Annotated in this window: 15 protein-coding genes; 8 read left to right on the top strand and 7 right to left on the bottom strand. The window is 39.2% G+C overall.

Going from position 1 to position 12,645, the window contains the following annotated elements; genetic code table 11:
* Window positions 1–78 precede the first annotated feature (78 nt).
* The 7 genes from I6N95_RS23570 to I6N95_RS23540 all read left to right on the top strand — a co-directional run bounded on the left by I6N95_RS23570 (window position 79) and on the right by I6N95_RS23540 (window position 5,641).
* The gene (locus I6N95_RS23570) at window positions 79–663 is read left to right on the top strand and encodes an MptD family putative ECF transporter S component (RefSeq protein WP_209532019.1); all 585 of its coding nucleotides are present in this window, start codon (window positions 79–81) and stop codon (window positions 661–663) included.
* A gap of 39 nt (window positions 664–702) precedes the next feature.
* On the top strand, window positions 703–1,395 hold the full coding sequence (locus I6N95_RS23565) for an energy-coupling factor transporter transmembrane component T (RefSeq protein WP_209532017.1): 693 nt from the start codon (window positions 703–705) through the stop codon (window positions 1,393–1,395).
* A 1-nt stretch (window position 1,396) separates the two neighbouring features.
* Window positions 1,397–2,866, top strand: coding sequence for an ABC transporter ATP-binding protein (locus tag I6N95_RS23560; RefSeq protein ID WP_209532016.1), 1,470 nt, complete (start codon window positions 1,397–1,399; stop codon window positions 2,864–2,866).
* Window positions 2,867–3,024: 158 nt separating this feature from the next.
* Window positions 3,025–3,273, top strand: coding sequence for a hypothetical protein (locus I6N95_RS23555; protein ID WP_209532014.1), 249 nt, complete (start codon window positions 3,025–3,027; stop codon window positions 3,271–3,273).
* Between the two features lie 63 nt (window positions 3,274–3,336).
* Window positions 3,337–3,546, top strand: coding sequence for an SHOCT domain-containing protein (locus I6N95_RS23550; protein ID WP_245249844.1), 210 nt, complete (start codon window positions 3,337–3,339; stop codon window positions 3,544–3,546).
* A 23-nt stretch (window positions 3,547–3,569) separates the two neighbouring features.
* Window positions 3,570–4,244, top strand: coding sequence for a response regulator transcription factor (locus I6N95_RS23545; RefSeq protein WP_209532012.1), 675 nt, complete (start codon window positions 3,570–3,572; stop codon window positions 4,242–4,244).
* Window positions 4,241–5,641: a HAMP domain-containing sensor histidine kinase gene (locus I6N95_RS23540; protein ID WP_209532010.1), complete on the top strand. Its 1,401-nt coding sequence runs from the start codon at window positions 4,241–4,243 to the stop codon at window positions 5,639–5,641. Before I6N95_RS23545 ends, I6N95_RS23540 begins: the two co-directional genes overlap by 4 nt.
* A gap of 154 nt (window positions 5,642–5,795) precedes the next feature.
* Here the strand turns inward: I6N95_RS23540 and I6N95_RS23535 are convergent, their stop codons facing one another.
* The 5 genes from I6N95_RS23535 to I6N95_RS23515 form a co-directional block, all read right to left on the bottom strand.
* A complete protein-coding gene (locus tag I6N95_RS23535; protein WP_209532009.1) occupies window positions 5,796–6,071 on the bottom strand; it encodes a GNAT family N-acetyltransferase in 276 nt (91 codons plus the stop codon).
* Between the two features lie 34 nt (window positions 6,072–6,105).
* Window positions 6,106–6,336 carry a (4Fe-4S)-binding protein gene (locus I6N95_RS23530; protein ID WP_209532007.1) on the bottom strand — a complete coding sequence of 77 codons (231 nt, stop codon included), beginning with the start codon at window positions 6,334–6,336 and terminating at the stop codon, window positions 6,106–6,108.
* Window positions 6,337–6,453: 117 nt separating this feature from the next.
* The gene (locus I6N95_RS23525) at window positions 6,454–6,882 is read right to left on the bottom strand and encodes a MarR family winged helix-turn-helix transcriptional regulator (RefSeq protein WP_209532005.1); all 429 of its coding nucleotides are present in this window, start codon (window positions 6,880–6,882) and stop codon (window positions 6,454–6,456) included.
* A 235-nt stretch (window positions 6,883–7,117) separates the two neighbouring features.
* The gene (locus tag I6N95_RS23520; protein WP_209532003.1) at window positions 7,118–7,966 is read right to left on the bottom strand and encodes a YitT family protein; all 849 of its coding nucleotides are present in this window, start codon (window positions 7,964–7,966) and stop codon (window positions 7,118–7,120) included.
* A 191-nt stretch (window positions 7,967–8,157) separates the two neighbouring features.
* Window positions 8,158–8,454 (bottom strand): hypothetical protein, encoded by a 297-nt coding sequence (locus I6N95_RS23515; RefSeq protein ID WP_209532001.1) that lies wholly within the window; start codon window positions 8,452–8,454, stop codon window positions 8,158–8,160.
* A 568-nt stretch (window positions 8,455–9,022) separates the two neighbouring features.
* Between I6N95_RS23515 and I6N95_RS23510 the strand changes: the two genes are divergently transcribed.
* Window positions 9,023–9,646, top strand: coding sequence for a histidine phosphatase family protein (locus tag I6N95_RS23510; RefSeq protein ID WP_209531999.1), 624 nt, complete (start codon window positions 9,023–9,025; stop codon window positions 9,644–9,646).
* Between the two features lie 50 nt (window positions 9,647–9,696).
* Here the strand turns inward: I6N95_RS23510 and I6N95_RS23505 are convergent, their stop codons facing one another.
* Together I6N95_RS23505 and I6N95_RS23500 are read right to left on the bottom strand one after the other, a co-directional pair.
* The gene (locus tag I6N95_RS23505; RefSeq protein WP_209531997.1) at window positions 9,697–10,194 is read right to left on the bottom strand and encodes a MepB family protein; all 498 of its coding nucleotides are present in this window, start codon (window positions 10,192–10,194) and stop codon (window positions 9,697–9,699) included.
* Window positions 10,187–12,547: an ATP-dependent DNA helicase gene (locus I6N95_RS23500; RefSeq protein ID WP_209531995.1), complete on the bottom strand. Its 2,361-nt coding sequence runs from the start codon at window positions 12,545–12,547 to the stop codon at window positions 10,187–10,189. Before I6N95_RS23500 ends, I6N95_RS23505 begins: the two co-directional genes overlap by 8 nt.
* Window positions 12,548–12,645: the final 98 nt, after the last annotated feature.

The raw sequence follows: 12,645 nt of genomic DNA, 5'->3' as shown, positions 1-12,645 counted from the left end.
AAATAAGCCTTATCAATACAGTCTAGCATGCTAGATTGTGAAAAAATAATCATTTTAAAGAAGGAGTCATTATTATTTATGGGTAAATCACTTAAAATTCAAGACATGATTACCATCGGCGTATACTCTGCCATTTATTTTGTCTTAACTGCTATTGCATCTGGAGCTGGCACAGCACTACTCCCAGGCTTTTCCGTGTTACTATTACCTGGTCTTTGTGCTCTGATAACGGGCCCTGTCTACTTAATACTAATTAAAAAAGTGCCAAAATTCGGTGCTATTTCTACTATGGGAATTATTATGGGATTATTTTTTATTCTTATTGGCCGCTTTATTTTAGCAATCGTCCCTCACATCGTCTTTGGAATCGGCGCAGATTTAATGGCAAAAAAAGGAAATTACGTTGACCGCCGATTAAACCAACTTAGCTTCCTAATTTTTTCATTAAATATGACCGGCCCAATTTTACCCCTTTGGTTTTTCAAACACGGCTACACGCAAAGCCTTGTTAACCGTGGGAAAGATGCTGAGTATGTCGCACGAACCTTTGCTAATATTACTTGGCCAAACTTAGCGGTTTGCTTGATCTTTACAGTTATTTGTGCCGCCATTGGTATTGTCATTGGTCGCAAAATCGTTGATAAACATTTTTCAACTAATTAATCTGGTTCTTTTTACTTTAACGAAAGGAGACAGCCCCATTTGTCCCAAACGTTTTCCTTAAACACCCAAACTAAACTAGTCCTACTGATTTTTGCCAATTTCCTGACTTTTTTCCAATTCTCTTTAGTAGATGAGTTAGTCAGCATCGGCTTCCTTTTGTTGATCACTCTCATCATTGGTGGAAAAAAGAGAGCGGCAATTTATCTTTTGATTTACTCGAGCTGCCTCGGGATTGAACAATTATTGATGGGCCACTATCTAAACTATTTTGTATCTTTTTTCTCTCTCTATGCGGTCACCTTAAGACGCCTCCTACCACTTTTACTTGTTGGGGGGCTCTTTATCAGAACAACCAAAGTCTCCGAATTAATGTATACATTACGAAAATGGCATTTACCTGAATTTATCGTTATCCCATTTAGCGTTCTATTCCGCTTTTTTCCAACTCTGAAAGGAGATTACCAGCACATTCGTTCAGCTATGCGCCTTCGTGGTATCGCTGTAACAACTGTTGATTTAGTAAAACATCCTATTCAAACACTAGAATATATTGTGGTTCCATTATTAATGTCTGCCTCAACAACAGCCGTTGATTTAAGTGCAGCTGCCTTAACTCGTGGTATTTCTAACCCCAAACCACATACAACCATTGTTCACAACGGCTTGAGATTGTTTGACTATCTGGTCCTAGCTATAGCTTTAGCAATTATTCTTCTGAGAGGAGTTTTTTAACATGACCGTCGAATTTAAAAATGTTACTTTTCAATACGAAAATAATCAAGGCCTGTCTGAAATATCATTAACAATTCCTAAAGGAGAATGCTATATCCTTTGCGGCAAAAGCGGTTGTGGCAAAACCACTCTCACTCGGCTAATAAACGGACTGATCCCTGAATTATATGAAGGAACAATCAATGGCGATGTGATGGTCAATCACCATCACACAACAGAAACACCTATCTACACATTATCAGAAATCGTAGGGTCTGTTTTCCAAAACCCTAAAACACAATTTTTTACAGTTGATGTAGAAAGTGAATTGGCTTTCGCTTGCGAAAATATGGGGGTAGCAAGGGACACTATCTTGAAACGAATGGCTGAAGTTGCTGTGCTCTTTGACATTCAACACCTGTTAACTCGCAAAATGTTCGATTTATCCGGAGGAGAAAAACAATTAGTCGCCTTTGCTTCTGCTTACATGATTCAACCTGAAATTTTAGTTTTAGATGAGCCTTCAAGTAACCTCGATTTAGTGACGATTGAAAAAATTAAAAATATTTTATTTGCGATCAAAAAACGAGGCTGCACAATTGTTATTGCCGAACACCGACTTTATTACTTAAAAGATTTGGCTGATCAATTTGTCTTGATAGTTGACGGCAACATCCAAACAACCTTTTCAACTAAAGAGTTTGCAACCCTCGATGAGCAGACTTTAAAAAAATGGGGTCTACGTTCCTTATCGATCGAACAGCTAACAACGACACCACCAATTGTCTCTCTTAGTCGAACAACTGATACTCTCACTATCCCAACTCTTCAGTTTCGCTACCCTAAATCCGAAACTAATGCTTTGAATTTATCAGATTTAACCTTTACATCTGGTGACGTTATCGGGATCTTAGGTCGAAACGGCGCAGGTAAATCGACTTTCGCTCGTTCATTAGTAGGTTTGCAAAAAAAGGCGGTTGGTAACTTCTTTTTAAACCAAACAACCTCATTATCTCGCAAAGAGCGGCTAAAAATGAGTTACTTAGTCATGCAAGATGTCAATTATCAACTGTTTTGTGAGACCGTTGAAAAAGAACTACTATTAAAAGCTGGACACCCTGAGCTGTTCAATCAAGTTGTCCGTTCGTTCAACCTAGAAAAGATATTAGCTCGCCATCCAACAAGTCTCTCTGGCGGCCAAAAACAACGAGTAGCTGTTGCTACTGCAGTATTATCTGGAAAGAAAATTATTATTTTGGACGAACCTACCAGTGGCTTAGATTACTATCATATGCAACAAATCAGCCAGATGGTTGCCAACCTAAGAAACCTAAATATCTTCATTTTCATCATTAGTCACGATTTGGAGTTTATTCAAAGTACCTGTACAAAATTGCTGACGATTGAACAAGGGCAAAAAGGAATTGAACTCCCCCTTGATAAAACAACGACAAAGGACTTAATAAAGATTTTTAATGAGCTAAGCCACTAAAGTGGCTCCAACTTCTGGTACGATTAAACTTAATATTTGAATCTAATCTCAAGACAAAGCTGATTTTTCAGCTTTTTTTTGTTCCCCTAAGACTTCTCCATAATTTCTACAAAACTCTTAGGTATAATCTGGAGGAGTTAATAGATAGGAGGAAAAAGATGAAAAACAACAATCTGCTAATTACCATGGCAATTATTTGTATAGTTTTTGCCAGTTTGGGATGGTTCATTACAGGACAAACAACAATTATTTCTGAGGCTCAACAAGACCAACGGGCGACAACACCAGTATTAGCTAATATAAAAACAAATGACTCTCTCAACGATCCCTCTGACAGACTAACTGGTTACAAAAGTAATCATCACCGCTCAAATGGTCAACATTGTGATGAGCAAGCGATCAACTAAAGAAAGAAGGATTATTTTATGTTAAATCACTGTACAAACTTTTTTTCTCGAGGAGGATTTGGTATGATGATGCCAATGGGTTGGATTTGGTTGTTATTATTATTGGGTGGCGGTCTGTTATTGTGGCGTGCCTTGACTAATAGACCCCAACAAGACAAAATGGCGGCAACAGAGCCAAAGTCTGAATCCCCTCACGAGATACTATTAAAAGAATTTGCTAAAGGCTCCATTACTGAAGAAGAGTACTTACAGAAAAAGAAATATATGGATTAGCAGGTTAACAGGGAGACGACATGATGAAAATTTTAATTGTAGACGACGAACCAAAAATTTTAGAAATTGTTGACGCTTATTTAACTGCCAGTCACTATGATGTGATTCAAGCCAGTAATGGTCTCGATGCCTTGGAGCTGGCTTTAAATGAAACACCTGATCTCGTCGTCCTTGATCTCATGTTGCCTGATCTTAGTGGCCTAGAAGTTTGTCGTCGCTTAAGGAAACAGTCTGAGGTCCCAATTGTCATGTTGACAGCAAAATCAGCCGAAGATGATATCTTAACCGGCTTAACTACTGGAGCAGATGATTATTTGGTGAAACCCTTTAGCCCTAAAGAGTTAGTCGTCAGAATCGCGACTGTCTTACGCCGAACACAACCTAAAACGACGGCACCTTTGGTATTTAGAGATTTAGTTATTCATTCTGAGACTCAGCAAGTATTTCTGGATAATTCGGAATTAAACCTAACCACGACTGAATTTAAACTTTTAGACGTCTTAGCTAGACGCCCCTCCCAAATATTCACTCGCGATCAATTAATTGAACACGTCAAAGGGGATAGTTTTGATGGTTTTGACCGCGCCATCGATTCACATATTAAAAATTTACGGCAAAAACTGGGTGATAACCCAAGAAAACCAACTTATATTGTGACGGTTCACGGTTCTGGCTATCGTTTTGGTCATTGCCTATGAAGATAAAACGAACCATCCGCACTCAGCTACTATTTTCTTTTCTTTTAATCTCCATTTTACTTATTGGGTTTCTAAGCATCATCACCATTAATTTAATGAACACTCATTTTGCTAAATATGTTAATGATAAGTATGCTGAAACCTTAGCGGGCTACCAACAGACTGTCGAAAATGCTTTTAATCCTCAAATAAATGAATGGTATCAGCAAGAGGTTGTCGCAATTGGAGAGCAAGCTAGCATCAATAATGTCTTAATGACCATTAAGGACCAGGATGACCAACTAATCTGGAGTACTGAGACAAATCAAGGTAGCAAAGGACGGCATCATATGATGCAAGATCACTGCGCAGAAGCTGTCGCTCGCATTGACAAGCATAATCCCGACTATGTTGAAACCTCTTTACCTTTGAAATTGGCTGACAAACAAATCGGTACTGTCACCTTTGGCTATTACGGCGCCTTAAAATATACAGAAAGCGACTTGCTGTTTATGAGCAGGATGAAACGAAATTTGGCGTTTGTAGTTATATTAGCCTTGCCCCTTTCTTTATTACTGGCATCATTAATCGCTCGCCAAATTAGTCGTCCGTTAATTACTGTTAATCGTTTAACAAAAAAAGTGGCTCAAGGCGATTACTCTCAACAAATTGAACTAGTGACACCCATTACTGAAATCAGTGAATTAATTCAGTCTGTTAATGAATTAACTCAGCGTTTAGGCAAACAAGACGCTCTTCGTAAACAAATGTCTACAAATATTGCTCATGAAATTCGCACCCCCTTAACCACTCTCCAAGGAAATGTAGAGGCGATGATTGACGGCATTTGGGATATCACCCCAGAGCGATTGCAAACCTGCCATGAAGAGATTTTACGCTTAACGCGACTTGTCACATCTATCGAGCGAATTTCCCGCTTAGAAGAACAACAAGAACCACTCATAAAAGGTTCTTTTGATCTCTTGAAATTAAGCCAGCAGATTGCAGATAATTTTCGAGCAGTTGTTAATGAAAAAGAGCTTACCCTTAAGATTCAAGGCCATTCCACTTTCATTAACGCTGACAAAGATCAATTAAGTCAAGTTTTGACAAACCTTCTTTCAAATGCTATCAAATTCACATCGACTAAAGGCGCCATCACTCTGACGATTACCTCTCAGAAAAATGAGGCAACACTTATTATCCGTGATAATGGTATCGGCATGTCAACGGCAGAAACAACATTAATCTTTGACCGTTTTTATATGGTTGACCCTGCAAGAAATCAAAGCGTGGATGGTCAAGGAATTGGTTTAACTATTGTTAAAAGCATTGTTGACGCTCACGGCGGGACCATTTCAGTTGAGAGCTCTCCCCAATCAGGCACAAGTTTCACCATTATCTTACCTCAACATTAATGAAATCGAGTTGAGAAATAAAGTCATTTTGTTTCTTCTTATGACTACTCGTCACAGATAAACACATGCCCCAATCAGACTTTTTGGAGCCGTTAATCGCACACTGTTCATGAAAATATCGGAGGCAGGGATAGTCCCTGCCTCCGATATTTTGTTATTTTCTCAACACATCGTGATAAGCTGGCGTTCGCTCAATTTCTGCTTTAGCAAAGGGACATAAAGGAATAATTTTTTTATCTTGGGCACGGGCTTTCTCCACAACTAACTTCACTAGCTGTTGCGCCAATCCTTTACCACGATACTGATCATCCACGAAAGTATGATCGATAATATATGTATGATCTCCGGCTATGCTAAAAGTAATCTCGGCAATCAACTTTCCCTCTTCATCCGTTTGGTAAAAACGAGTCGTTTCTTCTATCATTTCCATATTACGGGCTCCTAACATTTCATTTTTTCAACTATCAATGCTGAACATACTTTAACGCACCACTTGGGCAAGTGTTGATGACACGCATTACTTCTTGAGCCTCAGCATTATCAGGTAATACCCAGGGACGGCGATCCAAATTGAATATTTCTTTGTTCCCTCTAACGCAGTTCCCAGAATGAACACAAATTGACGTATTAAAAAAAACATCGATCGCTTCACCGCTGTATTTACGATACCCTTGTGCTAATAATTCTGATTCCATTCGATCATTTCCTTTCTTCCTTATTGCATTATGTAAAAGATCCTCCTCGTGAAACTTAGTAGAGTCAATCTATCAATGCCTAACATTTATCGCTGTCTTCACTAGACAGCTCACCTTTTAATGCTCGAGGGCTTTACGATGAATTTTACTCATCATGCGAGAAAACTCTTGTAGCTCATCTACCGTTAATGCTTCCGTAAAAAAACGCTCTTGAAAAGCTTCTTGACTAGGTTGTGCCTGTGATAGTATCGCTTCACCTGCTTGCGTCAAAGAAATTGTTTTCGTCTTCCACTCCGTCTTTCGGTGAATATAGCCATCTTTTTCAAGACGACTAAGCATGCGAGAAATTCCTCCTTGAGTCACGGTTGTTTTTTCAGCTAACGCCCCTTGAGTCAAAGGCTGATAAACTTTAATTTGAATCAGAGTATCAAATTGTGCCACTGTTAGACCAAATTCTTTTAAGTGTTCGTTGGATAATTGATTACTCAAATGAATAAAACGAATCATTCGCAACCAAACGACATTACTTAAACTAATTTTCTCCAATTTCCCACCTCTTCTCTATACCATCACTTTACTAGGCAAGTGATAAAAATGCAAGTGATTCATCTCATTTATCAGATCCCTCGCTTTCAATAAGAATTCCTCGCTAAAAGGACTTTACCTGTGACACTTGAAAGTCTATCCTATTCGTTACATTCAGTCAAAAAAAAGACAGGTCACAATGACCTGCCACAGGATAGAAGCGGGCCCTAGCCAGTTACTCACCGCTCGCTTTAACTTAGCGACCTAAACTGAATCCTTTACCCATGACTTCACTGGCTGCCATCGCCACCACAAAACCATGAGGGTCAATAGCCAATACTCGCTCTCTTAATTCCAGAAATTCCTTCTCAGGTATCACACACATCAGCATCTCTTGCTGCCCTTGAGAGTATCCCCCTTTAACAGGAATTGCGGTCACGCCTCGATCCAGCTCTTCTAAAATCATGGTTTGAATCTCTTTGGATTTATCGGAAATAATCAACACATTTTTAGAGCGATCAAAACTAACTTGTACTAAATCAATGACGCGTCCAATAACGAACAGGCAGATCAGCGAATAAAGAACTATTTCCACATCAAACGCGATCAATGCTCCTAAAATAACAAAACCATCCACAACCGAAACTGCAACACCAATAGGAATTTTCAGATATTTTGTTACAATTTGTGAAATAATCGCCGTACCACCAGTTGATGCATTCCCTTTAAAAACCAACCCTAATCCCAGCCCTGTTACAATTCCACCAAAAATACCAGCTAACAAAGGATTATTTGTTAGGACTGGCATATTTTCCGTAATTCCCACAAAAAAAGGATAAATCATACTGCCAACAATCGTTTTCATTCCCACTTCTTTTCCTAACAAAACAAAACACAAAACCAACAGAGGGATATTAATGATGTACAACACTGTTGAAACACTATAACCAAAAAGATGATTGATAATGATACTAATTCCATTAGCACCGCCTGCCACAATTTGATTAGGCAATAAAATAGCGTTGATCGAGATGGCTAAAACTAAGGCTCCACTTAAAACATACACCAAGTCCAACACTCGTTGCTTCGTAACAATTTTCGACATTCCTAACACTCCATTTCTATCGCAAGCTATAACAACTTCTCTTATAGCTAAATCACATTGAATAGATCAAAAAAACTACTTCTAGCTTACAAAAAGGCATAAAAAAATAGAAAAATGGGAGGTCCCAAATTTCTATTTATAATGCTTCCTTTGTATTATAACGAAGAGCAAGAAGAAAAGTCAATCAATTCTTACGTCGTCGTGGTAAAGAGTTGGGTCAAAAATAAGTGAATCGTTCGTTGAAAAGCCATGGTGATTCTTGCAAAATAACCAAGGAGGTAGAAACTACCAGTTGCTAAAACGAGTGACGATAGAAAATTTACTAAAACAAACGATTGTCCTCCGATAAAGACCAGCCCCATTACTAACAGTGGGGATACTAGGGCCATTCCAATTACCAGCCATATCATTGCAATCAAACAAATCGCGCAAACCGCTAAACTTTGCTTCACAAGTTTCCCCATTAAGTGACTGACAAACTTTTTCATCTTTCTTATCTCCCTTTCATTTCTCCAGTTAATACTCCACGTACTGGCTTTTCTTTTAGTATAAGACATTGAGAAAAAGAAAAAATCGGTCTTAAGGCGGCTATTTACAACGAATGCTCTCAGACTTTAGTCATACTTGGCAAAAAAGCGAAGCCTAATCTCCCCCTCTAAGAGAGTCATCTAACTAACTGACGGTGGAAAACAAACATATTACATGGGCAAATCGACGAATTATCTGAAAATTAAAACTTTTCAGTTAAATCCCTTGTTTTTTTCAGTTAATTGTGGGAATATTATAAAGAGATTAGGTGATGATTAAAAAACAAAGAGTATTTTATCGAAACTTTCGTTATTAACTCCTTGTTGATATTCTCCCTATTCTTTAAAAAAGTTGAACTTTGCTAGCTATAGTCAATACTATTGCTGCAAACAACTTTCCCCCCCTTTTAAAGCCAAGGAGCATGTAATGTTCTCCTTGGCTTTTTACCTTGTTTCCAACACCTTTATAGAGGATAATTGGACGTAGTTTAAAAATAATTCTTAGTAAATAAGATAAAAGGAGATTATTATGACCACATTTTATTGTGTGCGCCACGGCAAGACTGAATTTAACCTTAATAAAACCTTTCAAGGTGGTGGTATTGATTCCCCTTTACTGGCAGAAGGACGGGCAGGTGCAACTTTAGTTGGCAACCATTTAAAAGCTGTGCCCTTTAAAAAAGTTTTTGTCAGTCCTCAAAAACGCGCTCAAGATACCGCTCAGCTTATTTTAAATCAACACAGCCAGTCCTTAAAATTGGAAACCATTGATGATTTACGTGAGATGGGTTTTGGGTCCTGGGATGGCCAACCTGAAAGCAATTACCACCATGAAACTGAATTTCAACACCTGGTTCATCAACCGCATCTTTACGATCCCAGCCATTTTGGCGGTGAGACTTTCGCAGCTATGATCCAACGAGGAAAATTGGTCTTCCAACGGATAGCCAAGGAACATCCTGAAGATGATATCTTGATTGTCTCTCATGGTCTTTTTCTGCAAACTTTACTGAAAGATCTCCAAGGCATTCCTTTATCAGAGATTCGTCAAGGCAGTTTTTTAGACAACACCAGCGTTACGACAGTCATCAGCTCTGATGAAGGTCAGACTCTGACTATCGACACTTGGAATGACACTAGTTTTATCCCTTAATAAACAGCCGGCTTACACCCCATTGCTAGGGAAGTAAGCCTGCTATTTTGTTAATCCAGTTGGTATAATTGACGCAATCGCTTTTGATCCACAAACAAATCGGGACCGAATTCAATGAAGTAAGGCCGTTGCCACTTCTGGGTAGCCAAAGCTTGAGAACTAGTTGGCTGATCCCAAACTGGATAGACCCGCATTGCCATTTTCCCTGGTTTCTCTTGACTTAAAATTCCTCGTCTGATCAATTCTTCTTTAGGGAAAACAAATTGTCCAAACCTTTCTGACGTGAAGGTATTAACCACTAAAACATCGGGACTGTCCGTTGCCGAATAAGGGGTATTCTTCCCTTGATGTTTATACCAAAAGGCCACGAATTGGCCCGTTTTTTTTGGTGTTATTTTAGCCACGCGATATCGGACACTGGTAGTTTCCAGCCAAAATTGACCAGCACCATACTCTTGATTTTGAGATTCTGAGCTCACTTTATCGGGGGTTAACGTCTGATACAGTTCTTTTTGCACAACTGCTAAACTTTGCCTAAAATCAGTCATCTTGAGCCACCTTTTCTTGCCAAAAATCTTGAATCTGCTGATTTAACTGGCCGAGAGAATGAGCAATTTGTCCATGCTGCCAATGAGGTGGAAAATAACGTTTATACCTCTGAGTGTTAAACCGTTGATCCAACAATAAAACAACGCCGATATCCTGACTGTCACGAATAACACGACCAGCAGCTTGCAAAACTTTATTCATGCCTGGTATTTGATAGGCGTATTGAAACCCATCGCCGTTTTGCTGATCATAATAACCCTTTAATAACTCCTGCTCTAAGTTCATCTGAGGCAACCCTACACCGACAATTGCCACACCACTTAAGCGATCTCCTTTCAAATCAATGCCCTCCGAAAAGATACCGCCTAACACACAAAAAGCAACTAAACTCGAGGTTGGTTCTGGAATAAACTGATTCAGAAATGCTTCCCGTTCTTCCTCACTCATCTGACCTGTCTGAGTCAGGGTTAATATTTCTGGATGAGCCTCACTAAAACCGTAAAGAACTTGATCTAGGTACGCATACGAAGGAAAGAAAACCATGTAATTACCGGTTTTCCCTTTAACCATTGAAACGATACTCTCGATTAAATCGGGGATGCTTTTCTCCCGTTCACGGTAGGTCGTCTGTAAATAATCTGCCACCACCAATAACTGGTTATGGGGATCGAAGGGCGAAGGTAGTTGATAGGTTAATCCCTCATCACCACCTCCTAATACATCTGAATAATAAAACAAGGGTGACAAACTAGCTGAAAACAAGACACTGGCTTTGCCTTTTGCCAATGTTTGCCCTAATAAATAGGAGGGGTCCAGACACAGCTGCTTGATATAAACATCCTTATCTTGGCATGAAACATACGTTATATAGCGCTCATCGTACAATTCACTGATCTTCAAATAATTGATGACCTCAAAATAAAGGCCGAGAACCTCCTTTTCTCCCTGGCCATTCAAATGTTGGGGTAACCATTCCTTAACAGCCTCATTTAGTTGATACAAATGATGAAATAGGGAGTCTACCGGTTCACTTTGTTTCATGAAATCGCGGTCTTCACAAGCATCCCCAAATTGCTTTAATTCTTTCATCACACGGGCTAAACGGCGGCGCAATAGTTTGTCTTCCGTTGGCAGGATCTTTTTAACTACGGCAAATTGATTCCGTGATAAACTAGCTGAAAACATCTCTTTCCCCCGATTGACTAGGTTGTGAGTCTCATCCACTAAAAAGACATAATCCTCTTTCTCTGCTTGAAAAAAGCGTCTCAAATAGACAATTGGATCAAATAGATAGTTGTAATCACAAATGATTGTGTCACACCACAAACTAACATCCAATGACAATTCAAACGGACAAAGACTATGTTTACGAGCATATTCTTCAATCACCTCACGGGTTAACTGATTTTCATGTTCCAACAAATCAAAAAGGCCTTCGTTTAAGCGATCATAATAACCATTGGCAAAGGGGCAATGATCGGGCGTACAGATTCGCTCGTCCATAAAACAAATCTTGTCCTTAGCTGTTAAAGTGACACTTTTTAATTTCAGCCCCTTTTGCTTCATCCCTTCAACGGCATCTTCTGCCACCTGGCGAGTGATGGTCTTAGCCGTCAAATAAAAAATTTTTTCGGTCTTTCCTTCGCCAATGCTTTTGACAGCTGGAAATAACGTGGAAATTGTTTTACCGGTACCTGTGGGCGCCTCTGTGTACAATTTTTTTTCCAACAAGATGGTCTTATAGGTGGCCACAGCTAATTCCCGCTGACCTTTACGATAATCTCCGTAAGGAAAGGTCAACTCTTGAATGGAGGCATTACGGATTGTCGTCCAATTGTCTTGAAAAATTAACCAAACTTCATACTGGATGATTAATTCTTGAAAAAAGGCCTCCAATTCAGCGAAGGTATGGGTTCTCTTTTGACGAGTAATCTGCTCTGTTACACTTTGCATATAGGTCAACTGGATCTGAATTTCACTAAGCTCCTCTTCATTGGCTACCATATAGCCATAACACATAGCCTGATACCAGTAAAGATCAAGTTGTTCCTGAGAAACATCCTCAAACTCACGCTCAGAGGTTTTGATTTCATCAATGGTCACCCCACTGTCATCACGAATAATTCCATCTGCTCGTCCATCAATCACTAACTCACGTTCTGCTAATGGCACTTTTATTGATAAGGTGACTTCTTTTTGATAGTCAGGGCCCATGGCTTTCTGAATTTTAGTGTGGAGGCGGGTTCCTTCTGCCATGGCATTATCCAAGCTGGTAATACGTGAATCAATGCTACCTTTTCGCATGATAAATTCAACTAAACGCCTGACAGATAACTGATTTTTAATCGCCATTTAGACCTCCTTGCTTGCCTGTTTCATATTTTTTCCTACTCTTCACTAATTGGTTTAAGCGAGATGGCTTGCTTTCTCTTGTTTCTCTATTATAGAAC

Origin of the sequence: Vagococcus allomyrinae (genome assembly GCF_017829975.1) — a bacterium.
Lineage (GTDB): Bacteria > Bacillota > Bacilli > Lactobacillales > Vagococcaceae > Vagococcus_D > Vagococcus_D allomyrinae.
This window is presented reverse-complemented; position numbering and strand designations above follow the sequence as displayed.

What these genes read in the sequence shown, in the direction of transcription:
- I6N95_RS23545 (WP_209532012.1), top strand. Translation starts at nt 3,570, where the DNA reads ATGAAAATTTTAATTGTAGACGACGAACCAAAAATTTTAGAAATTGTT.
- I6N95_RS23530 (WP_209532007.1), bottom strand. Translation starts at nt 6,336, where the DNA reads ATGGAATCAGAATTATTAGCACAAGGGTATCGTAAATACAGCGGTGAA.
- I6N95_RS23555 (WP_209532014.1), top strand. Translation starts at nt 3,025, where the DNA reads ATGAAAAACAACAATCTGCTAATTACCATGGCAATTATTTGTATAGTT.
- I6N95_RS23535 (WP_209532009.1), bottom strand. Translation starts at nt 6,071, where the DNA reads ATGGAAATGATAGAAGAAACGACTCGTTTTTACCAAACGGATGAAGAG.
- I6N95_RS23540 (WP_209532010.1), top strand. Translation starts at nt 4,241, where the DNA reads ATGAAGATAAAACGAACCATCCGCACTCAGCTACTATTTTCTTTTCTT.
- I6N95_RS23500 (WP_209531995.1), bottom strand. Translation starts at nt 12,547, where the DNA reads ATGGCGATTAAAAATCAGTTATCTGTCAGGCGTTTAGTTGAATTTATC.
- I6N95_RS23560 (WP_209532016.1), top strand. Translation starts at nt 1,397, where the DNA reads ATGACCGTCGAATTTAAAAATGTTACTTTTCAATACGAAAATAATCAA.
- I6N95_RS23550 (WP_245249844.1), top strand. Translation starts at nt 3,337, where the DNA reads ATGATGATGCCAATGGGTTGGATTTGGTTGTTATTATTATTGGGTGGC.
- I6N95_RS23570 (WP_209532019.1), top strand. Translation starts at nt 79, where the DNA reads ATGGGTAAATCACTTAAAATTCAAGACATGATTACCATCGGCGTATAC.
- I6N95_RS23510 (WP_209531999.1), top strand. Translation starts at nt 9,023, where the DNA reads ATGACCACATTTTATTGTGTGCGCCACGGCAAGACTGAATTTAACCTT.
- I6N95_RS23505 (WP_209531997.1), bottom strand. Translation starts at nt 10,194, where the DNA reads ATGACTGATTTTAGGCAAAGTTTAGCAGTTGTGCAAAAAGAACTGTAT.
- I6N95_RS23515 (WP_209532001.1), bottom strand. Translation starts at nt 8,454, where the DNA reads ATGAAAAAGTTTGTCAGTCACTTAATGGGGAAACTTGTGAAGCAAAGT.
- I6N95_RS23520 (WP_209532003.1), bottom strand. Translation starts at nt 7,966, where the DNA reads ATGTCGAAAATTGTTACGAAGCAACGAGTGTTGGACTTGGTGTATGTT.